Source organism: Nostoc sp., from assembly GCF_036917375.1.
Taxonomy (GTDB): Bacteria; Cyanobacteriota; Cyanobacteriia; order Cyanobacteriales; family Nostocaceae; genus Nostoc.
Window position 1 is genome coordinate 46,106 of the sequence record NZ_JBALDN010000066.1, and the last position, 18,581, is coordinate 64,686.

Below are 18,581 nucleotides of genomic sequence, written 5' to 3' on the forward strand. Positions count from 1 at the left end.
GTTTACTCCTATCTGTTACAAACCTGACTTTTGACTTTTTCTAACTGCTGGCTTTGCGCTTTCATCTCACGTAGCTGCACTTGCGAAGCGCTCTGGTAAGTGGACATTGCACCCATGCTTAAACCAGCAACCAGTGCAGCCGCGACGATTACCAAATAACTAGCGATGTTATTCCCGCCGGGTTTTGGTTCAGGATCGGGAACTGGGTAAAATTCGCCGGTGAACGGGACAACCTTGCTGGTAAGCTGTTTCTTAGTCTGTTTCATCTCCTCCCTCTAGCAACATCGGCTGATATGTGGGTAAGAGTAGATGGTCAGTTCCGGCGTTGATTGCGGCGCGGAATGACAACTCGACTATTTTGCGTTGTTCGGGTGTGGGATTGAACCGCATCTGTCTAATCCGTTGCAAGGTGCGACCGGGTAGCTGTCGGTAATATTCGTTAGCGAGGCGCTGTGAATCTTCCTCTAACAGTGACTCAAGTAAATCCGGTGCATCGGATTCTGCATCAATTTCTGCATCGTCATCCGTTGCAGTTTTTGATGCACGTCGGCTGTGCAACAGTTCAATTCCGGCATCAGTCCACAGTTTCACGCCATTCTCATCAGCGACAACGTGAACGTTGAACTGAAACACTTCAGGATATCGGCGTAACCAACTGCGGATCGTACTTTCTGGGATGTTGGTTAACTTGGCTGCTTCAGGAGTGGTGTATAGGTTCTGCATTCTGCCCCCATCTCACTTGGGAAATAATCGCTTCCATTACTCCTGCCTGGTCGGAGAGTGAAAGCTCATCTCTCATCTGTTTTGCGATCGCAAAAATTTCACCCCGAACATCTCCGTCAAGCTGGCAACCAATATGCGATGCCAAAACGGTGAGAATAACCAGCTTTTCTCGTTTGGTCATTTTCTCAAATGTGCTGCCGTACTCCTCTTGAACTGTTTCTAAAAGTGAATTATCGCCGGGTGTATACCCCGTGTAGTAGCCTAGTGGCTTGGACATTGGTAAAATCTCCTCAAGATAATAAATCCATACAAATTCAACGAAGGCGATCGCTGGCGAGTAGCGGTTGCCTTTTTACTTGGCATCAGATTCAGGGTGTGTCCGCGCAAGGTCAAGGCGCGGGTGCTTTCTCCATGTTTGCCACGCAAAGGTTTAGGCGTGGGGGAGAGAGATCACAGCAGCTTTACGCCTGGGTGAGACACTAGCAAAAGATCAGCCAAATACTGCTCTTAGCCAAGTCAGGTTTTTGGCTGGTCTTTTATTGTCCTCTAACCAGACATTATGTCTAGACGCATTGTTTTTGTCAAGCGTTCTAGACAACGTGTCTAGAACGTGTATCATGATAAAGAAAAGACCGACTAGAAACGAACAGCAAGGAGAATCCCCATTGCGGAGTCTGAGGCTTGAGCTAGACATGTCTCAAGAGGATTTTGGACGCGCCATTGGAACAACAGCTAGAACTATTAGCCGTTGGGAAGCAGGAGATAGCGTCCCTACCTTTACGGTGACTCAAATGAAAGCTTTAGACCGCTTATTGCGATCGAAGGGTAAAACTATCCAAGATTTACCTGATGACTTTGGCCCACCGAAGGGACTGAGCGAAAAGACCTAACGCAAAGTCTAAAAAAAACCAAAAAGCCACCCAGATTCGTAAGGTCGGTGGTGGCTTTCTGATATCAAACTAATAGTATTATGCCAGAAAATTCATCAAAAAATGCACTTCCTTGGACGGAAGAACACGAAGCATTCTGCTACAAACATCATATTTGCCCTGCTGCAAAATCACTTTGGCAATGGCTAATGAGGCAGGGTGCAATAGCTGAAGAAGTCGAGCCATATTTATCAGAATTCAACGCCACAGTAGCCAAAGCAAGAGGTAAAGGATACTCACATAATTACCTCAAGCAGATATTTGAGCAGCTAGTAGAACACAGAGTAATCCAAGTCGTTAAACAGTATTCTTGGAAGATATTTAAGTTACTTGTAAGACCTCTCGAATGGTTGAAGCCACTGAGAAAGAAGCGAGAAAAAAACTTACAAAACCATAATTTAAGTTACACTTCACCCACTTCAAATGGTAAATCTACCGTTCCGGGTGATATACAGCAGCAGCATTCTAATTCTGATATCAACTTAGAGACTCTCGCTGAGAACGGTATACATTTTAACTCCACCGAGAAAGAAGTGCTTGAGCGTCCAACTAACGAGATAAAACTCGCACTTTTAATGTTTAATCTCCGTGGTGCGTTAGATAAAATTCTTAACCCTGAGGGATTTATACGTCAGTGTTTGAGACAAAGATGGTGGGAGTTTCCGCGTAATTATAATCTCTTACTTTCCATGTTTGGGAACTCTACAGAATGGGAAGAATTATTCCCCTCTGGTTAATTCCTATTCATAAAAAAAGGCCGCTGCAACGGCCATAAATTCTATTAATCCACAAACATTATGAAACACAAACCTTATGCAGGTGAACAATTAGCATTATTTGCGATTGCACCAACTCAAGCCAGGAATATTGTTCACGATCCTTACTGGGATGAACTCACCCCCCAAGAGTCACATAGTGTTGGGGCGCAAATCTCAGAGTCGGACTTTCCGTATACAAGTGTTGGGGCGCACGTTGCAACTGATACCTTAAAAACTGCGCCCCAACACGATACCCACTGGTTAGAAAAGTATTGGGTAGAGCGTTCAGGTAATAAATATTGGTATTACCGCTACTGCTGGATGGTAGGCAGGAAGAAAAACCGCCTTTACCTGGGCAGTGTGAACAGTATCATCGCCAAGCGTAAAAAAGCAGATGTGGAAGTTTGGATCGCAGATGGTAAGCTTCCATCTGATATTGAGAAATTAATCCGAGGCTGGAAGAATGAATCGCCCACCATGCCCAAGATGCAACCAAACAACACTAATTTTTAAAAACGGTAGCTATAAATTGTCTGACCAGACAGTAGTGCAAAGGTGGTTTTGTCAGAGATGCCGCAAAGGTTTCACTCCTGCAACAGTTCTGGAGATTGCCGCAGCAAGTCTTGAAGCTTCCGCAACTCATCCCAGGTACGAGCGGTAATATCTGGTTCTCTAAATTGTTTGGTAGAGCGGTAATTCTTGGTTCTCCAAGCGATGTAAAGGTCAATTATTTGTAAGAAATCCCCTATCAGCATGGGGATTTTTGCAGACTCATTGTTTAACAGTTTGGAGTCAACAGCCCTAGCGTAAACCGAAATGTTGTCTTTGAGCGCAATCGGTACGCGAATAGAGGTAGTCTTCCCACTGCGCCAAGTACTACCCGATTTCCAGGTTGTGCGAGTCCGTCCCATGATTAGCAACAATAGCCGTGTAACACGGCAATATTACCACTTCCCTATTCCCTATTCCCCCTTCTCCCAATGCCGAATGCCCAATGAAAAGCGATCGCACTAAATAGGATGAACTGCGCGATGCCTACGGCGGCAAGCTACGCTCTTGTTGCATTTGCGAGCTTTTCATAGCTTGGTTTGAGTTTATTCGCCCTAAGCCTGATTTGTCATAAATTTGGGTAGAGTCGGTCAACTTCATCCCATGCCTGATTCGCCAAACACTCTAGAGTCATAGCTAGAAACAGTGGATGGTCATACTTCCCAGCCTGAAATGCCTCAAGGAAGATTTCGATTTGCAGGAATAGGAGTTTGTTGATCATAAAGTTGCGATCGCGCTCCGAACATCCTCGTCACTCACCTCGATGTAACGTGAAAGCACCTTTAAGTCAGTGTGACCAGTGGCTTTTTTAATCGTTGCCAAGCTCACCCCTTTTTTTGCCAGTCGGGTGATGAAGCTGCGGCGGGTGGAATGGGTAGAGATCCCCTTGGCTGCTAGTCCGGCTCTTTCTACAGCTGTGCGTAAAATTTGGTCAGCCGCCCTTAACCCCATTGGCTTATCCGCTTCTCTAGATGGAAATAACCAAACTGAACCGGGGGAAGGCTTGTATGCTGCTAGCAACTCAGCTAAAGTGTCATGGACTGGCACTTGGCGAGTTTGTCTTTTTCCGTTCGGCGTTGCCTTGCGAGTCCTGGCGCGGAAGTTGATATACTCGCTGGGTGTACCATCAAGGTTGTACACGTCGAGAAGTTGCAACTTCACCAGCGCACCCCACCTTTCCCCGGTGTACCAAGCCAGATCCAAAAGTAGTTTATATTTTTGAGAGCGGATCTGCTTGCGAATTTTGGAATAATCCGCTTCGCTTAAAATTGCGGCTTGTCCATTTCGATTATTTTTCATTTTATTTTTTACTTCTGCTTATTCCGGTTTAACCTTGCACACTGGTTAAACCGGAACATTCCTAACTTTATAGTTTAGAAATATTCGGTTCAATCCTATTAGCAGCAAGCGTTACGCGTCCTCGGTGAATGTGCTTGTTTTACATAAAAGTGGAACATTTACACAATTTTGATTGACCCATAAAACTGAAGAGTAGCTAATTAAAAATCTCTTCAAAAAATGACAGCATTTAATCCAGCAACAGATATTCCATCTCAGATCGACACATTAGAAAAACTTGCGGCATGGTTAGGATCGGCACTTTTTACCATCAACCCCACATTGGTCGTCATTGAAGGAGCTGGCTATACCGAGCGCGCTTGTCAAGCTAACAATTTTTGGGTGGCAGCCGATGCCAAGACACGGATGATCGTTCGCTTTTCGCTTGAAGTCTCCCCCGATCAAGCTAGTGGTAGTAACAAGAACTGGACGTACATTCAACCATTAAGCAACACTGCGTTACCCGCCTCGTTTAAGGCAAACTAAGCATAATTGGCGAACCATTATGGAAAATCCACGCCAATTTGCTTCGCTTGATGCCAGCGATGCGGCGTTACACGGCTCCCTTACAAATCGCCCGGCCAGTGCTATCGCGGCTGGCGATCCAATTGATTTTGAAGCTATCAGCGCTCGCGTGCGGTACGAGCGTACTTTGCCAACATACCAATACAAAGAAAGTCCTGCCGAAATTGCATTACGTTTAGAGCGCCAAGCGGCGGCAGAGCAAAGGATCAGGGCTGAAACGGCTGCTACGAACGAGAAAAATAGGCTATTACTCGAACGCGCCCAAGTCCAACGAAACGACCTGCGAAACCGCATTAGCGGAAGTGAAGTTATAGAGGCGGAGTTCGTTCAAACACGGCGCGAATCACCACTTGCTAGCGATCGACACCCGAACGCCAACCGTTGCCGTCCACCGGTTCGCCACCGCCAACCCTAAACGGTACAGCAGCGCGAGCCGACTCGTTAGTAGAGCCGACCGCGACACCACGCCCAGCGATATTACGGGAAGCGATCGCAACGGGAGCCGGAAATGCAATTAGTGCCTTGCCGAGAGCATTACCACAGGCGGCTGGGAGACTTGTCGTACCCGGTGTAGGTGCTGCCCTATCCATTGGTACGCGATTAGTTGTCGGTCAAAGTGTCACGCAAGCCGTAACTAGTACCGTTGCTGGATCAATTGGTTATGGCGCTGGGTTTGTTATCGGTACTGCGATCGGTGGGCCAATTGGTGGTGTAGTTGGGGCAATGGTTGGAAGTACAGCAGCAACGCTGTTCTCTGATTGGTTGTTTGCTCAAAATTTGCCCAAAGGAACTGCACACCTTGAGACATTCACTCCAAATTATCCACCATTCAAAGGCGGACAGAGCGAGGGAGGAAGGTATCAGGTAACAGCGCAGTATTCGACGACATTTAACGGGAATCCTGGCGACGAACAAGTTCTCAATATTCAAGTCTTCGGGCCCATAGAATCAATTCATCTCGCTAATTACCCCGGTGTCGGCTCCCCAGGTGTCGATGTGATAGCGAGGGATAATGACGGAAGCTCCAAGGTGTATCACCAAGGAAGCGGCTTTTATGGTGGCACTGTTCCATACAACCTACGAAATATACAGATTACACACATCGGAGGAACACCCGATACACCCGTTGATATCCAAGTGCCAACGCCTCCTGTTAGCAATGTCCCGCCACAACTAGTTCAAAATCCGATAAACATTACAAATATCATTCCATCTGGTGTACCCGGAGGTGGTACTAGAAGGGGCGAGATCCGAGAGATAGCACCATCAAAGCCATCGAACAATACGCCCAACGGTGCGCCCTATTTTCCCGGTCACGGTGGACTTGCCCCAAGTTACCTACCCAACCCGGAGCATCAGCCTTCAAATCTGGGTGGGATGTTGCCGCAAATGCAGCCAAAAGAGCAACGTCAGCCATTACCCTTCGCGGAACCAGAAGACATCGCTGTACCACGCATTACGCCGATGCTTTCAAGCGGTGAAGCATCAACTTCCTCTTCAAATCCGTCAACGTTCGCCTATCCCGCGTATGTACCAGAAACGGCAAAACCTGTGCCGATTAGTGATACTCTATCGCCCGTCCCAAAGGCAAGGTCAGCACCAATTACGAAAACCCCAGCAGAGCTAGCGTCAGATCAACAAAAGAAAGATTTCGACGAGCAGATTGGACGCATCACAGCCATTGCAACTGCAATCGCGGCATTAACTCCAGCGATTCAGGGCATACCAGACGCGATCGCAAAATCTCCAACTGTGCAAGCGGCGAACAAGGAAACCACCCAAGGCGCGGTATGCGAAATTGCTCAACCTGGGGGATGTTTGAGAAATGCAATAGATGATTCCGCTAATAACATAAACCAAAATAATAATCAAAATACAGCTAACCTTCTAGACAAGATTAATGCTGGTGCAAATGCTGCACAATTAGCACTTTTAGAGTTAATTAATACGAAGCTGGGCGATTTATTACCTGGTGGATTATCAGGCACTTTCACTAGATTATGGCAAACCCTACAAGTAGATAGAATCCTCAACATTTTGATTCTAGTTACTACTTTCCACAATGCTTTAATGCTTTCCAACAACTTAGCTCAAACTCTATTCGCTGCCATTGATAACATCTCTCAAGCAGTAGGTTTTAAATGGAAGAATGAGAAAGGCGAGGAATCAGGCTTTGGTAGTATCGTCTCAGAATGGACTGCCAACTTTTTCAAAGCAATATTTGGTGAAGCGAATTATACCGAGTTGGTAGCAGAATATAGAAAAGCTAATCGAATATATCAAGCGACCGCAAACATATTTAATGCACTGCAATCGATTGGATATTCAATTCTTAGTGCGTTGGAAGTTGTTGGCAGTTATGTAGCGTTGATAGGAAATGCTTTGCGTAAATGGGGTGAAGTCGGAGAGAGTGCTTACAAGTGGTTCAATCCACAGCCTAATTTTCATAACAAATTTTTTACCACAGTAGAAGGAGTTACCAACGTTGTTTCTCAAGTAGATCAAGTAGCCTCTGAGGTAGTCTCCGTTGAGCAAAATATTGCTCAGATTGGAGAATTGAAGAATGAATTAAGTAAGTCAATAGGTGAGGATGATAATTCAAAGCAGGGCGTACAACCACCGGAAGCAGTGAAAATTAAGGCATCTGCTGATTCAAGTAAATCAGTTAGTGCTACGGGGTTAAATATTGCAGATTCAGATAAGGAGGCTGACGAATAATGCCACTGCCAGAAGGTTTTAGCGAGTGGGAAAACTTGCAAGATTTGGTTAGGCTTGACCATAACAAAGCCGTACTAAGTTACTTCAAGAATCAAGAAGATAACGATATTAGTACCCCAAAAGCTAGGTTAAAACACACTTGCTTAATTAAAGATGAAGATACCGCAACAATGACATTGATGCGAATGTGGTTATTTGAAGTGACTTGTGGACACGCTCAAGCATTGCAGCGACCCGTTTATGGTGTACCTGTTTACGATGCTCAAACAGACAGAACTTTTAAGCCACAAATTAAACTATATTTCTTAGAAGCTTATGACCATGAAACTCACGGCGATGGATTGCCACAATTAGAGGGAGAAATTACCTTTAGATTAATGACAGAATCTAGTGAAACTATCAGTAGAAGTGATGCAGAACGGTTAGCTAGAAATATTAAAAATATCTTTGCTACTCCTCCGCTTGTTTGGAGCAAAGGACATTTTAAAGCGACTTATACAGATGAAAATCGGGGCTACAATTTGCGATTACTCGTAAGCAGTAAAGCTGAAGCAGAAAGCACCATCAGATCAGTTTTGGAAATACAAGAGCATCCCTTTGACCGTGATTTTTTCCAGTTCATCGAAAACGATCGCACTTATTCCTTGTCTCCAGGTACTCATCGAGTTTACGGCCGCACCGTCAAAAAACCAATCAAACGTCGCCGCGCTGATGTGAAATTCCGTTACGCTCAACTGCTGATTTGGGGGCAACCCAACCCAGTCAACTTGGTGTCAGTTGGGGGTACTAGACTCCGAAGTGTAATCGAGCGCGTTGGTTGAGAATTACTCCAAAAATTTGCTGGACTACTTTAAGTAATCCGTCTGGGAAAATTGACCCAAAACGTCTGCTAGAACTGAATTACGCGAAGTAATTTACACAAAAAAATAACTAAGTATGGGCAGACGTAAGAGCCTCAAACAGATCCAAAAAGAACTCCAATACGCTCAAGCACGGGAAAATTATAATCCCCCAGTTCGAGAAGAAGGAGCAACCAGCCGCAAGCAGCCTAAAATTGCCGTAGCTTACAAACCGATGCAAATTGCTGCAACTGGGACTCCAAAAAAATATAAAGTACAGGCATCTCAAAAAGGCATTCTGTTCTTTGGCCAAACAGAACTAAACGTTCCAGATGCAGCCGCAGAAGATCCAATGCCTCGTGGCTCACGTCCGGCTCAAGTCCACGCAACAGTAGCGGATGACTCACCTCAAATTATTCGGGCACTGGGTAGCACTCGCCCTTACAAGAGATATGCCCCTGGTAATCGTGGTGGTAATACTCAGTACAGTTACACTGCTCCCATTTCCATTCAGTCGGCTTCTGCCTTAGATGATGAGGTAAAAAGCGTTTTCACCGCAGTGAAGGGTAAGCTAGGCGGTGCATACGGTCGGGTCTGGTTTACTCCTGAATACTTTGTTTTAACTGGCAGTGGTGAATAGATTAGAAACTCCCGCAATTTGGTATCCAGGACAATCTCAACTGGAGTATGAAGAAGAAATTAGCCTCATGCTCCAGCGCGCGCAAATCACGGATGCATTTCTTCAAGGAGAAATTCACCCGGATACATTCCTTGATTTCCTGGACGAACAGGAATTTGATGTTTTTGAACTAGCTGATGACTGGGAATTAGTTGGAGTATGACAATCAACCTCGACCTGACAGCGGTCGGGGCATGGGAATTGACCTACTATCAAAAGCTGGTAGGCAATCCCCAAAACCGCAGAATTCGCGCTCCTCTCATTGACCCGGTTGAACTTCCATACCTAACCGACAAGCACGTTTTTTTGGTCGGTGCTTCTTGGTTGAATGCCAAGCCAAGTTGGGTTAGAGCCGGTTACTTCTACCAACAAATCAGCGGTATTCACATCGACGACACCGTGATTTTTGAGGGCTTGGGGCAGGTTCCCTCTACTGAAATAGACGGCAATCGCCATTTAATCAAGCTCAATGCCATTGAATTGGTGATTTTTCCCAAACTTACCAGTAACTACCGCTTGCGATTTGAAGCATTGCCGTGGATTGAGCAGATAACTTTGGGCGTTTGGGAATACCTTGGTACGGAAACGGATACTACAGAAGACCTTGTGAATGCAGTTAGGTCAAAGTTAGAAACTATTGAATTTAAGATTGATAATTTATGACGACATTGAGCTTTTCAGCCTTATCTGAAAAATTAGCCGCAGGTGCACTTGAGTTTGTTGGTAATAATCAAGTAAAACTCAATTTCAACTTAGCAACAGGCGATAATTTAACGCTTAATACTTCCTGCGTTAAAGGCATTGTGAAGTTAATGCAAGCATTGTCTGCATTGACTGAGCAAGTAAATGAATCAAGGATTAGTGCTAATCTCCCGCCTATTCAATTCACCTCTCAGCAAATAACAGGTACGCCAGAAGCGCCAGAATTTGAATTTACAGTACGCGTCAAAGTTGACACGGCATTATTTGTTGACAACCTTGACGATCCCACTGATTAATTATGATTAATAATTCCTCTAACACGATTGAAGTTACTAAATTTAGTAACTGTCTTCATGGGGTAAAGGATTTGACGGCTACTGTTGGCGATACAGTTATCAACGCCAATAGCAACAGAGAATATGCAGCTTTTATAAATAATTCTTCTTCTGATATCACTTTAATTTTGGGTGACAAATCTAAAGGTGCTATTGGTCGAGGAATTGTTTTAAGACCGAGAGGAAGTTATGAAATCAACCAATCTAATCTTTATGTTGGGAAGGTTTCGGCTATCTCTGCTAATAACTGTAAATTAACTTTCACGGAGTGTATTGAATAATGGCTTTATATAATCCTCCTTCAGCAACGCTAGTTCAACCAACCAGTGATGATTCAACACCAACCACTGTTGCTTCTAGTACAAGCAGCGTAACAGTTTTGGCTGCTAATTCCAATCGCAAAGGTGCAACGATTTGGAATGATAGCACCGCTACTCTATATCTAGAATTTGGCGCAACCGCAACAACCAGCGCTTTCACTGCTAAATTATTCGCTGGTGGATATTATGAAGTTCCATTTAATTACACTGGGGTAATTAGTGGGATTTGGTCGGCTGCCAATGGTAATGCTTTGGTTCGGGAGTTGACTTAAAATGCCTTTATTCAATCAACAAGAATTTTCCGAATTATTGCTTCCGACTAGTTTCACCCACTGGCATGATGAAAGCTTGGTGGAAGTCGGCGGGCAACTAAGAATCGACACAAACCCTGCCCTTGGTTATGGGATTGAAGTGTATCAAAACCCTTCGGCTAATGGGGATAAATTTTCATTCAAAAGGATTCTTGCTGCTGGAACTTATGCAATAAATCTTATTACGGTTTGTAATAACAACGTAGGCATATTGAAGCTAGAAATTGATGGTGCGTTGGCATTTGATGATATGGATCTATATTCACCATCAACCATCGTCAACGCAATCCTTATCAGGAATATCACCATTGCTACTGATGGACTGCATGAATTTGTATGGTCTATCAATGGCAAGAATGCATCGGCTATAAATTATTATTTTTCTGGAAGGAAAATCTGGGCGAGAAAAATATAAGTTAATTAAGAAATGAAGATTGACATTAACAACGCCCTTACTATCATTCTTGGACTGCTGACTGTGACAGGAGCTATTTATCGCTTGGCACAGGTAGAAGCAAATATCAACGCCAAAATCAATAGAGTTGAAAACACTGTATTAATAGCTGTAGATCAGCTTAAGGATAATATTGTCGAGCGCTTGTACACCGTTGAGCGAAAGGTGGATGTACATTTAACCGAGTACAACGAGAAGAAATTGTTTATTGACTATCGAATTAATGGTGTTGAAAATCTGATTAAGCACAAATTTGACAGGCTGGCTAACTGGGTTAAACAGATAGTCGGTTTTCTAAACAAGCAATCTAATTTTCAAATTCGAGACGACAAATTTTAACTAATAAGGAATGAATCAAATGTCTCAGAAAACTTTGGATCGTCTTTCTACAATTTTAGGTTTAGTTGCTGGAGTTTCCGGGGTACTTGGCAGTTCTGGAATGATTGGGGGCAATACTGCCGGAATCATTACAGGCATTAGCACCGCTATACTCGGCTATTTGGTGCAACGACCTGCCACCGACAAGCCGATCAACTAGTGGCGGTGATGTAATCGGAGTAAATAATCTGCCACTGAGCTAGATCGACGAATACTTCTGACTTCTGAACTTTGTCCCACATCCACCAGCCGCCAGCCAACCCCGCATAAAAATTGAAGTCAGCAATCTCCCTCAAGGTCAGGTCGTCCGAACACGATCTGACCTTTTCCCATAACAGGAACTCTAGCCCTGAAGCCCAGCGAGCTGACCACGTTCTCTCTGAGAAACTGGTCATCATGTCCCAAATAATTTGTTTTGGGTCTTCTGCGATCGTTAATTCATTCATGTCTTGTGTCTTGTGGAAATTCTCACCCAGTTTACTCTCTTGGATATTCACATAATCAACTTAGCGGTTTGTGTTCTGCTAGTTCTTGCGCTTCTGTTGCCAACTTTGTCAGCGCTATGCTTATTCCTAAAAGCTCTAGTTTAGATTTTTCTTCTAGTTTCAGACTGAGTTTCAAAGCTTTGTAGCTTTCATGTTGAAGCCGTAGTAACTTTTCTATGTCGGTTTCACTCATGTGGGGATTCCAGCTAGCCCTTCAATGAAGATAGTTCCTCCTGGATAAGTCCATATAGCAGTTTTACCGCGATCGCTTTGATAGACTACTTTGCCATAGCCGCTATTCCACACTTCATCTGCAAACGCAATTTTTGGCACAGCCGCCAAAACAAATACTACACTGGCAATTACTAGTTGCTGAAGCTTCATTGCACTCCTGATTTCTAGTGAGCGTATAACACTACACACAGATGATATCGCTTGCGGTCATCAAACTAACAATTACAATTTATTTTTTAATTTTCAATATTTAACTATTGACTTCTTCATCATGTTCAACCACCTCAGATTTATCTTGTAATGGCTTCACTACCCGTGCGATCGCTTCTTGAATAAAAGCTTTAATAAATTCATCTCGGCGATTAATTTGAAACTGTCGCTGTACAACTTCTGTCATTCCCCCATCACCCCAATCCTGGTCATGACGAAAATATTCAACAAAACTTTTACCAGCAATTCGCGTTAAATAAGCTGCTGTCACGCCTTGAATTGCTCTACCAATAATAAAAGTGGCAACATTGAGTTGTAGCGCTGTAGATAATAATTCAATTGCTCCCTTAACAATGCCCAAACTAGCGATGGTTTTCGCTAAAGAAAGAGCTAATTCTCGTCCCCGTTCCATATTCAATTCACAGCCATACACTCTCCCAATTTCCACAACCATTTGAGCATTAACTGCGGCTGTCGCCAATAAATCTACAACTGGTATCGGCGTGACTGATACCACACCAGCGCCAATCCATTGAAACCGTTCTACGATTTTGTCAGCTTGACGGCGACGCTGCCCATCAATGAGTTTTCGCGCTTCATCTCCCAATCGCAGAGATTGCAAAAGAATATTATCCGCCACCAAATCTTCACCTTCGGCGCGTAAAACAGCAGCCGTGCGCCGCAGCAAAGGCACAATATCCGGTTCCGGCTGGAAGGTTTCGCCAGTTTCTAGTTGTGCGGGTTGGGGATTGGCAGCGATCGCTACCACATCATTAGTAGCAATAAATCCCCGTACCCGTTGACGCAATCTCGCAAGGATGGATTCTTTATCTTCATCTGTATATAAATCAGTTTTGTTGAGAACTAGGAGCGATCGCTTGCCAATTTCTGCCAACCCCCGCAACGGCTCATATTCTGAGCGTCGTAAGTCATTATCTACCACAAACAATAGTAAATCTGCTTCTGTCGCCAGTTCTCGCGCCATCTGTTCCCGTTCCGTTCCTGCCACCCCTGCTTCTAAAATCCCCGGCGTATCTGTAATTAAAATCTTGCGTTCTAATCCCTTCAGCCGCAGACAATAGGTTTCTCCAACCTGAGTTGTACCCATCGGTGCATCCACCTGACCGACCATGCGTCCCATAATCGCATTTACCAGGGAAGTTTTGCCAGCACTCCCCGTACCAAATACTACTACTTGAATTTCACCCCGTGCGAGGTTGGCTTCAATCTCTCGCGATCGACTTAATAAAGCTTGGCGTGTGACTTCATCTTGAATTTGCGCTACCTGTTGCCGCACAGCCTGGAGAGTTGTAGAAGCAGCGTCAGATTTAGCAGCCGGAATTTGTGCCGCAGTCGCTCGCTTCGGATTGCGACGCGATCGCTTTTCCCCAGATTGAATCACCAGTACATAATAAACAAAAGCGGCAACCAAGGCTCCAATCAGGACAATCAGCAGCAACAGCAGTAAATTGCCTAGCAACGGCGAATAGGATAATTGCCAATAGAGGCGTGACAGGGAATCAATTAGCCATAGGGCTAGCCCCAAAATGACGATCAGACCGACAATCAGCGTTACTATGCGTGACAGAGGCATGGCTGGGAAGTTTTAGTAAGTATTCAGTAGGCAGATGCTTCTAATCTTAATAGTTTCAGCATTTTTTACCAGAGTAGGGGACTTGCAAAGAATAAATTACTCAAAAAAATTACGAGAGCAAGCTTAAATAAGCTAATCAGCATTTAAGCTGCAACATAGCTGAAATTACCTTTATGTTTGATGTTCCGATGCCACTTAATCACTAACTCGCCTTGATTCAAAAGCTTATCTAGCAGGGATTTTAATTCATCGACCGATTTGAATAAGCGATGAGCAATATATTCCTTACATGAGTGCCAGACTAACTCGATAATGTTGTAATCAGGGCTGTAAGCTGGTAAAAACTCTAAAACAAAGTTCGGAAATTCTTCGGATATTTTAGCTATAATATCTTTGCGTTTATGAAAACTAGCATTATCTAAAATCAAAATAATCTTCGATCCATACTTAGAGAAATATTCAACATTGTTTCCTTTACTTACCCACTCTTGTTTGACTAATTCAAATAATAGTTGTAATTGCTCATAAAAAATATCTGCGTTCCCTTTTTTCACAAAAAAGCATACCCGTTTTCGGTCTGATTCTCTGATTGCTCCCATGACATTCACCCGGCCACAGCGTCTTTGTCCTGGAACATTTTTGCGTTTTCCTTTTTTACCCCAGTTCTTTCGGCGAATCACTCGTAAACTAAAACCACTCTCATCCCAAAACCATACCTGCAAACGGTCTGGTTCTTCTCGCGCTATTGATAAATATTGAGTAAGTTTCTCCTTAAACTTAGCTCTTTCGATTGGGTTTTGTTTATCTTCCAGGTCATATTTAGCCCAAATATAACTATACTTTTTTCGCTTTAATATCCTCTTTACTTGAGAGCTACTTAAATCTATCCCTGTTTTTTCGGTCAAATACGTGGCTAATCTCTCTGCCGTCCATTTGCCAAATTCATACCCGAAATCTGATGGTTCTTGGTCAACAGTTTTTAATAACAGTTCAATATATTCAAGAGTAGCTTTTCGATAATGTTCGTACTCTCTTTTGTTATGCAGGGTTTCTAAATTGTCTGGATCTCCATGCATACACCAATATGCCACGGTTCTAGGCGAGCAGCCTAAAAATTTAGCAATTTCATGTTGCGGCTTCCCATCATTTTGTAGAAGAATAATTAAAATTCTTTCCCTGACGTGTGGTTGGTCGCTCTCTTTTAAAGCCTGCTGTAGCTTACCGACTTGTTCCGGCGTTAAAAAGTCTTTGGCTGGTGGCGGCATAGCTGCTTTTATACTACTTCACATTATTATTATGCAACTTTAGTGCCGATTAGCTTAGGAGCGAAGTTAATTCAGTTACCTACTATCTTCCCAATACCCAGTTCAATACTTTTCGGATAAACCCAACAATCTCTCTTTTGATCTGGGGAAAGGTTACTGGGCTTGGGGGAAAGGTAAATTCAAACCCTTTCCCTTTCCCCTTTTCCCCAAAACCCAAAAAGTATTGATACACAGTTAAAGCAACTGTTGCATCATGAGTTGTGCAAATAGCCCTGATTGATTTCCTAGTTCAGCAAAACTACCCTGCTGCACTACTTTGCCATTTGCAAGTACGTAAATTCGGTCAGCATTTTGAATAGTACTGAGGCGATGAGCGATCGCAACCCTAGTTACCTTAAGCTGTTGTAAACTTTCACTGACAATTGCCTGGGTTCTGTTATCTAAAGCGCTAGTCGCCTCATCGAATAGCAAAATCCGGGGTTTCAACACCAACGCCCTAGCAATCAACAGCCGTTGTCGTTGTCCACCAGAAAGATTACTACCTCCCTCACTGACGATTGTGTGCATCTGCATCGGCATTGCTGCAACATCATCTGCAAAACCTGCCATTTGAGCTGCTTCCCAAGCTTCGTCCATCGTCACCAAGGCACCACTGGCAATATTCTCGAAAATAGAGGCTGACATCAACCGACTATTTTGCAGTACCACACCCAATTGACGGCGTACAGCATGGACATCCAAAGAAGCTAAGTCTTGCCCGTCGTAGTAAATCGTGCCAGATTTGGCAAATTCAAACCCCAAAAGTAACCTCAATAAAGTTGATTTACCGCTGCCAGAAGGCCCAACAATAGCAATAAATTCTCCTGGTTCAGCACGAATGTTGACATCATCCAGCGTCAAAGGGCCATCATCGCGATAGCGGAAAGTTACCCGATCTACAACTAATTTGCCCAATAACCTACCCGGATCTGCTTGAGCGGAACTAATTTCCGGTTCAGCTTGCAAAATAGGTTGGGCCCGTTGCCACAAGGGTAAAACTTGCAAAACTTCCACAACTGTGCTGCTTAAGCTAGTGGCTCCGTTAATGAACGTACCAAAAGCAACGTTGAATGCTAAGAAAGTGCCAGTAGATAAACCACCTCCTCCAGGAGTTTGGGATTGCCCAATTAAGCTAGTAGCAAACCAGAAGAGGGCAGCAGTGGTTAACACAGGTAATACTTGATTGATTACCGCGAGGCTGTCTTCAATGCCTTGGGTACTCAGCATTAATTTTAGTTGATGCGTATATTGTTTACCCCAGTAAGCAAAAGCGCGGGTTTCAGCTTTGGCGATTCGGAGTTTGGCAACTCCATTAATTAACTGCACCATCACGCCAAAGATTTGTCCTTGTAGCTCTAGTAATGGGCGAACTTTACGGACAATAAGAGTACCAGAGATGATAGTGACGGCAATATTTACCAGTGCCACTGCACAAGCTATGAGAGCTAAGGAAACATTGTAGTAGAATAACAATCCCAGATTCAGGAGTGAGAACAAACTGGAGAAAATTGTTTTTAAGACTGTGTTACCCAGTCGCTGGCGAATTTGAGTAATAGCCGTGACTCTAGAATCCAAGTCACCAACTGAGAAAGAGCGAAAAAAGGAAACCTTCAAGTTTAACAATCGATCCCAAACTGCGGCTTGGGTGGAGGAATCGGCAAAAGTTTCCAGCCTAATCGTGGCAAACCCAAGGGCTAGTTGAAACAGCGTTCCGCCAAAGGCAGCAGCCACCAAAGCAATAGCAATTTGGCTCAACAAGCCTCGATTAGCATCTGGGATCGCTTTGTCGATTAGGATAGCTGTAGCTTGAGGTGTCAGCATTCCTAACAGACTGATGGTAATTCCCATTACTAAAACTATAATTAGTTCTTTGTAATGTCCTTGCAGGGCAAACTGAAGTAAATCAAAAGTTTTCAGCTTTTTATCAGGTAAAGGTCGATAGAATGCGTAGGCAGTCTTAGCTAGGGCTGCTGCTATCTGGGCATCGACAAAGATAGCCCTTCGTTCCCCAGGAACGTAGAGTTTGTAACGTGTATCAGACACTGGTAATAGTGCCACTGGCTGTTTATCGACCAGCGTAAATGCCAACATCGCCCCGCAATCCTTTTGCCACCAATTGTCCCGCAACTGAATTCGCCGCACGCGGATACGCGAAGCACGAGCGATCGCTTCTACAGGATCTTGGACTCGATTAGAATCTTCTGAAGCAGCTGGCGGACAAATCTTAATTCCTAATGCTCGTCCCACGGCACCAGCAGCAATTAGTAAGGCTTGGTTTGGGTCAGTTGCATCAAGATTACTACTGAATCCTATATTATTTAGCCCGTCTGACTTTGGCTGTGGCAATACAGATGCTAATTCTGCTAACGTCTCTTGCATCACTTGGCTCTCAAGACGTTCTCTGGCTTGAAATCTCAATAATTCTGCATCCATCTCCTGGCGTTGCAGCAGATTAATGCAGTGGAGGAAGTAAGTTTGTAGTTGGGACAAACCAATAAACAAGGAATCGATATCTTCGATGTCTGCGGTGTTAACACTTTTCAACTCCACAGTGTTATCTGCTTGTAACCACATATTTTCAGCCAAAGGCAACATTCCAGAGGCAGAAGTTAACGGCAGTTCTGCAAACCCCATCCATCTAGCACGTCCTTGGATAATTTGCACCCACGATATTTGATGCGGCTGGAAGATTTGGTCTTCGACTAAGGAGAACTGGCGGATTTTTGGCAGTGATGTTGGTGTCGTTGGCGTAGCGATCCCAGCAAGTACCGAACCTAATTGATAAATCCAGCGTTCTATCAGAGTTACGACTTCTTTATTAGCGTCAGCAAACAACTGGTTAAAGTCTGCTCTGGATACTTTGAGAATTTCTGTCTCCTCAAGCGACACTGCTAAAACCTCTTGCTGCTTACCCTCTAAACTTGGTGCGATCGCAAACATCGCCTGTCCGGCTGTGCTACTAAATAAATAGCGACGCGTGCCTTCTGGAATGCCATCATTAACTGCGATCGCAAATAGCGCCAAGTAACCAGATTTTACTAGCCAAATTGTCTCCGGGTCATCTAGTAGTAGCGATTCATTGCATTGAAAACGATAGTGTTGTCCTTTGAGATTTGCAAAGAATAAGAGGGAAGGCTTCTCTACGAGACGCTCCGCGAACACCGGGGAAAGGGGAAGGGGTAAAGGGGAAAGGAGA

28 protein-coding genes are annotated in these 18,581 nt (G+C 44.1%); 16 read left to right on the top strand and 12 right to left on the bottom strand.

Annotation, left to right across the window (positions count from 1 at the left end):
- Nucleotides 1-8: 8 nt before the first annotated feature.
- The 3 genes from V7K45_RS18470 to V7K45_RS18480 are packed head-to-tail and all read right to left on the bottom strand — an operon-like array spanning nucleotide 9 to nucleotide 1,000.
- A complete protein-coding gene (locus tag V7K45_RS18470) occupies nucleotides 9-266 on the bottom strand; it encodes a hypothetical protein (RefSeq protein WP_335005866.1) in 258 nt (85 codons plus the stop codon).
- Nucleotides 253-723, bottom strand: a complete 471-nt coding sequence (locus V7K45_RS18475) for a hypothetical protein (protein ID WP_335005868.1) — start codon at nucleotides 721-723, stop codon at nucleotides 253-255. The genes V7K45_RS18470 and V7K45_RS18475 overlap by 14 nt, the downstream gene beginning before the upstream one ends.
- On the bottom strand, nucleotides 698-1,000 hold the full coding sequence (locus V7K45_RS18480) for a hypothetical protein (protein WP_335005870.1): 303 nt from the start codon (nucleotides 998-1,000) through the stop codon (nucleotides 698-700). Before V7K45_RS18480 ends, V7K45_RS18475 begins: the two co-directional genes overlap by 26 nt.
- A 340-nt stretch (nucleotides 1,001-1,340) precedes the next feature.
- Here V7K45_RS18480 and V7K45_RS18485 point away from each other — a divergent pair, with 340 nt between their 5' ends.
- The 3 genes from V7K45_RS18485 to V7K45_RS18495 all read left to right on the top strand — a co-directional run bounded on the left by V7K45_RS18485 (nucleotide 1,341) and on the right by V7K45_RS18495 (nucleotide 2,923).
- The gene (locus V7K45_RS18485) at nucleotides 1,341-1,613 is read left to right on the top strand and encodes a helix-turn-helix transcriptional regulator (RefSeq protein WP_335005872.1); all 273 of its coding nucleotides are present in this window, start codon (nucleotides 1,341-1,343) and stop codon (nucleotides 1,611-1,613) included.
- Nucleotides 1,614-1,693: 80 nt separating this feature from the next.
- The gene (locus V7K45_RS18490) at nucleotides 1,694-2,389 is read left to right on the top strand and encodes a hypothetical protein (RefSeq protein ID WP_335005874.1); all 696 of its coding nucleotides are present in this window, start codon (nucleotides 1,694-1,696) and stop codon (nucleotides 2,387-2,389) included.
- A gap of 60 nt (nucleotides 2,390-2,449) precedes the next feature.
- Entirely contained in the window at nucleotides 2,450-2,923 is a 474-nt protein-coding gene (locus V7K45_RS18495) for a DUF4102 domain-containing protein (RefSeq protein WP_335005876.1), read from the top strand.
- Nucleotides 2,924-2,994: 71 nt separating this feature from the next.
- Here the strand turns inward: V7K45_RS18495 and V7K45_RS18500 are convergent, their stop codons facing one another.
- From V7K45_RS18500 to V7K45_RS18510, 3 genes are all read right to left on the bottom strand, one after another.
- Complete coding sequence (locus V7K45_RS18500) at nucleotides 2,995-3,321, bottom strand: hypothetical protein (protein ID WP_335005879.1); 327 nt, start codon at nucleotides 3,319-3,321, stop codon at nucleotides 2,995-2,997.
- 206 nt (nucleotides 3,322-3,527) lie between these two features.
- The gene (locus V7K45_RS18505) at nucleotides 3,528-3,680 is read right to left on the bottom strand and encodes a hypothetical protein (protein ID WP_335005881.1); all 153 of its coding nucleotides are present in this window, start codon (nucleotides 3,678-3,680) and stop codon (nucleotides 3,528-3,530) included.
- Nucleotides 3,677-4,258: a tyrosine-type recombinase/integrase gene (locus V7K45_RS18510; RefSeq protein WP_335005883.1), complete on the bottom strand. Its 582-nt coding sequence runs from the start codon at nucleotides 4,256-4,258 to the stop codon at nucleotides 3,677-3,679. Before V7K45_RS18510 ends, V7K45_RS18505 begins: the two co-directional genes overlap by 4 nt.
- A 219-nt stretch (nucleotides 4,259-4,477) precedes the next feature.
- Between V7K45_RS18510 and V7K45_RS18515 the strand changes: the two genes are divergently transcribed.
- From V7K45_RS18515 to V7K45_RS18575, 13 genes are all read left to right on the top strand, one after another.
- Nucleotides 4,478-4,783, top strand: coding sequence for a glucose-6-phosphate dehydrogenase (locus tag V7K45_RS18515; RefSeq protein WP_335005886.1), 306 nt, complete (start codon nucleotides 4,478-4,480; stop codon nucleotides 4,781-4,783).
- 166 nt (nucleotides 4,784-4,949) lie between these two features.
- Complete coding sequence (locus tag V7K45_RS18520) at nucleotides 4,950-5,237, top strand: hypothetical protein (protein ID WP_335005888.1); 288 nt, start codon at nucleotides 4,950-4,952, stop codon at nucleotides 5,235-5,237.
- The gene (locus tag V7K45_RS18525) at nucleotides 5,204-7,540 is read left to right on the top strand and encodes a hypothetical protein (RefSeq protein ID WP_335005890.1); all 2,337 of its coding nucleotides are present in this window, start codon (nucleotides 5,204-5,206) and stop codon (nucleotides 7,538-7,540) included. The genes V7K45_RS18520 and V7K45_RS18525 overlap by 34 nt, the downstream gene beginning before the upstream one ends.
- Nucleotides 7,540-8,361: a hypothetical protein gene (locus tag V7K45_RS18530; RefSeq protein ID WP_335005892.1), complete on the top strand. Its 822-nt coding sequence runs from the start codon at nucleotides 7,540-7,542 to the stop codon at nucleotides 8,359-8,361. Before V7K45_RS18525 ends, V7K45_RS18530 begins: the two co-directional genes overlap by 1 nt.
- A 115-nt stretch (nucleotides 8,362-8,476) precedes the next feature.
- Nucleotides 8,477-9,019: a hypothetical protein gene (locus V7K45_RS18535; protein WP_335005894.1), complete on the top strand. Its 543-nt coding sequence runs from the start codon at nucleotides 8,477-8,479 to the stop codon at nucleotides 9,017-9,019.
- A complete protein-coding gene (locus V7K45_RS18540; protein ID WP_335005896.1) occupies nucleotides 9,012-9,221 on the top strand; it encodes a hypothetical protein in 210 nt (69 codons plus the stop codon). The genes V7K45_RS18535 and V7K45_RS18540 overlap by 8 nt, the downstream gene beginning before the upstream one ends.
- Nucleotides 9,218-9,721: a hypothetical protein gene (locus V7K45_RS18545; RefSeq protein ID WP_335005898.1), complete on the top strand. Its 504-nt coding sequence runs from the start codon at nucleotides 9,218-9,220 to the stop codon at nucleotides 9,719-9,721. Before V7K45_RS18540 ends, V7K45_RS18545 begins: the two co-directional genes overlap by 4 nt.
- Nucleotides 9,718-10,056 carry a hypothetical protein gene (locus tag V7K45_RS18550; RefSeq protein ID WP_335005900.1) on the top strand — a complete coding sequence of 113 codons (339 nt, stop codon included), beginning with the start codon at nucleotides 9,718-9,720 and terminating at the stop codon, nucleotides 10,054-10,056. The genes V7K45_RS18545 and V7K45_RS18550 overlap by 4 nt, the downstream gene beginning before the upstream one ends.
- Nucleotides 10,057-10,058: 2 nt before the next feature.
- Nucleotides 10,059-10,376: a hypothetical protein gene (locus V7K45_RS18555; protein ID WP_335005902.1), complete on the top strand. Its 318-nt coding sequence runs from the start codon at nucleotides 10,059-10,061 to the stop codon at nucleotides 10,374-10,376.
- On the top strand, nucleotides 10,376-10,687 hold the full coding sequence (locus tag V7K45_RS18560) for a hypothetical protein (RefSeq protein ID WP_335005904.1): 312 nt from the start codon (nucleotides 10,376-10,378) through the stop codon (nucleotides 10,685-10,687). Before V7K45_RS18555 ends, V7K45_RS18560 begins: the two co-directional genes overlap by 1 nt.
- A gap of 1 nt (nucleotide 10,688) precedes the next feature.
- Nucleotides 10,689-11,141 carry a hypothetical protein gene (locus V7K45_RS18565; RefSeq protein WP_335005906.1) on the top strand — a complete coding sequence of 151 codons (453 nt, stop codon included), beginning with the start codon at nucleotides 10,689-10,691 and terminating at the stop codon, nucleotides 11,139-11,141.
- A gap of 12 nt (nucleotides 11,142-11,153) precedes the next feature.
- Nucleotides 11,154-11,519 (top strand): hypothetical protein, encoded by a 366-nt coding sequence (locus tag V7K45_RS18570; protein WP_335005908.1) that lies wholly within the window; start codon nucleotides 11,154-11,156, stop codon nucleotides 11,517-11,519.
- A 19-nt stretch (nucleotides 11,520-11,538) separates the two neighbouring features.
- A complete protein-coding gene (locus V7K45_RS18575) occupies nucleotides 11,539-11,718 on the top strand; it encodes a hypothetical protein (RefSeq protein WP_335005910.1) in 180 nt (59 codons plus the stop codon).
- Here the strand turns inward: V7K45_RS18575 and V7K45_RS18580 are convergent.
- The 6 genes from V7K45_RS18580 to V7K45_RS18605 all read right to left on the bottom strand — a co-directional run bounded on the left by V7K45_RS18580 (nucleotide 11,711) and on the right by V7K45_RS18605 (nucleotide 18,547).
- A complete protein-coding gene (locus V7K45_RS18580; protein ID WP_335005912.1) occupies nucleotides 11,711-12,055 on the bottom strand; it encodes a hypothetical protein in 345 nt (114 codons plus the stop codon). The genes V7K45_RS18575 and V7K45_RS18580 overlap by 8 nt on opposite strands.
- 4 nt (nucleotides 12,056-12,059) lie before the next feature.
- Nucleotides 12,060-12,236, bottom strand: a complete 177-nt coding sequence (locus tag V7K45_RS18585) for a hypothetical protein (RefSeq protein ID WP_335005915.1) — start codon at nucleotides 12,234-12,236, stop codon at nucleotides 12,060-12,062.
- Nucleotides 12,233-12,427, bottom strand: coding sequence for a hypothetical protein (locus tag V7K45_RS18590; RefSeq protein WP_335005917.1), 195 nt, complete (start codon nucleotides 12,425-12,427; stop codon nucleotides 12,233-12,235). Before V7K45_RS18590 ends, V7K45_RS18585 begins: the two co-directional genes overlap by 4 nt.
- Nucleotides 12,428-12,527: 100 nt before the next feature.
- Nucleotides 12,528-14,081, bottom strand: coding sequence for a YcjF family protein (locus V7K45_RS18595; RefSeq protein WP_335005919.1), 1,554 nt, complete (start codon nucleotides 14,079-14,081; stop codon nucleotides 12,528-12,530).
- A 143-nt stretch (nucleotides 14,082-14,224) separates the two neighbouring features.
- The gene (locus V7K45_RS18600; protein WP_335005921.1) at nucleotides 14,225-15,346 is read right to left on the bottom strand and encodes an IS630 family transposase; all 1,122 of its coding nucleotides are present in this window, start codon (nucleotides 15,344-15,346) and stop codon (nucleotides 14,225-14,227) included.
- Between the two features lie 234 nt (nucleotides 15,347-15,580).
- Nucleotides 15,581-18,547: an NHLP bacteriocin export ABC transporter permease/ATPase subunit gene (locus tag V7K45_RS18605; RefSeq protein WP_335006004.1), complete on the bottom strand. Its 2,967-nt coding sequence runs from the start codon at nucleotides 18,545-18,547 to the stop codon at nucleotides 15,581-15,583.
- Nucleotides 18,548-18,581 lie beyond the last annotated feature (34 nt).

What these genes read in the sequence shown, in the direction of transcription:
- V7K45_RS18470 (WP_335005866.1), bottom strand. Translation starts at nt 266, where the DNA reads ATGAAACAGACTAAGAAACAGCTTACCAGCAAGGTTGTCCCGTTCACC.
- V7K45_RS18475 (WP_335005868.1), bottom strand. Translation starts at nt 723, where the DNA reads ATGCAGAACCTATACACCACTCCTGAAGCAGCCAAGTTAACCAACATC.
- V7K45_RS18480 (WP_335005870.1), bottom strand. Translation starts at nt 1,000, where the DNA reads ATGTCCAAGCCACTAGGCTACTACACGGGGTATACACCCGGCGATAAT.
- V7K45_RS18485 (WP_335005872.1), top strand. Translation starts at nt 1,341, where the DNA reads ATGATAAAGAAAAGACCGACTAGAAACGAACAGCAAGGAGAATCCCCA.
- V7K45_RS18490 (WP_335005874.1), top strand. Translation starts at nt 1,694, where the DNA reads ATGCCAGAAAATTCATCAAAAAATGCACTTCCTTGGACGGAAGAACAC.
- V7K45_RS18495 (WP_335005876.1), top strand. Translation starts at nt 2,450, where the DNA reads ATGAAACACAAACCTTATGCAGGTGAACAATTAGCATTATTTGCGATT.
- V7K45_RS18500 (WP_335005879.1), bottom strand. Translation starts at nt 3,321, where the DNA reads ATGGGACGGACTCGCACAACCTGGAAATCGGGTAGTACTTGGCGCAGT.
- V7K45_RS18505 (WP_335005881.1), bottom strand. Translation starts at nt 3,680, where the DNA reads ATGATCAACAAACTCCTATTCCTGCAAATCGAAATCTTCCTTGAGGCA.
- V7K45_RS18510 (WP_335005883.1), bottom strand. Translation starts at nt 4,258, where the DNA reads ATGAAAAATAATCGAAATGGACAAGCCGCAATTTTAAGCGAAGCGGAT.
- V7K45_RS18515 (WP_335005886.1), top strand. Translation starts at nt 4,478, where the DNA reads ATGACAGCATTTAATCCAGCAACAGATATTCCATCTCAGATCGACACA.
- V7K45_RS18530 (WP_335005892.1), top strand. Translation starts at nt 7,540, where the DNA reads ATGCCACTGCCAGAAGGTTTTAGCGAGTGGGAAAACTTGCAAGATTTG.
- V7K45_RS18535 (WP_335005894.1), top strand. Translation starts at nt 8,477, where the DNA reads ATGGGCAGACGTAAGAGCCTCAAACAGATCCAAAAAGAACTCCAATAC.
- V7K45_RS18545 (WP_335005898.1), top strand. Translation starts at nt 9,218, where the DNA reads ATGACAATCAACCTCGACCTGACAGCGGTCGGGGCATGGGAATTGACC.
- V7K45_RS18550 (WP_335005900.1), top strand. Translation starts at nt 9,718, where the DNA reads ATGACGACATTGAGCTTTTCAGCCTTATCTGAAAAATTAGCCGCAGGT.
- V7K45_RS18555 (WP_335005902.1), top strand. Translation starts at nt 10,059, where the DNA reads ATGATTAATAATTCCTCTAACACGATTGAAGTTACTAAATTTAGTAAC.
- V7K45_RS18560 (WP_335005904.1), top strand. Translation starts at nt 10,376, where the DNA reads ATGGCTTTATATAATCCTCCTTCAGCAACGCTAGTTCAACCAACCAGT.
- V7K45_RS18565 (WP_335005906.1), top strand. Translation starts at nt 10,689, where the DNA reads ATGCCTTTATTCAATCAACAAGAATTTTCCGAATTATTGCTTCCGACT.
- V7K45_RS18570 (WP_335005908.1), top strand. Translation starts at nt 11,154, where the DNA reads ATGAAGATTGACATTAACAACGCCCTTACTATCATTCTTGGACTGCTG.
- V7K45_RS18575 (WP_335005910.1), top strand. Translation starts at nt 11,539, where the DNA reads ATGTCTCAGAAAACTTTGGATCGTCTTTCTACAATTTTAGGTTTAGTT.
- V7K45_RS18585 (WP_335005915.1), bottom strand. Translation starts at nt 12,236, where the DNA reads ATGAGTGAAACCGACATAGAAAAGTTACTACGGCTTCAACATGAAAGC.
- V7K45_RS18590 (WP_335005917.1), bottom strand. Translation starts at nt 12,427, where the DNA reads ATGAAGCTTCAGCAACTAGTAATTGCCAGTGTAGTATTTGTTTTGGCG.
- V7K45_RS18595 (WP_335005919.1), bottom strand. Translation starts at nt 14,081, where the DNA reads ATGCCTCTGTCACGCATAGTAACGCTGATTGTCGGTCTGATCGTCATT.
- V7K45_RS18600 (WP_335005921.1), bottom strand. Translation starts at nt 15,346, where the DNA reads ATGCCGCCACCAGCCAAAGACTTTTTAACGCCGGAACAAGTCGGTAAG.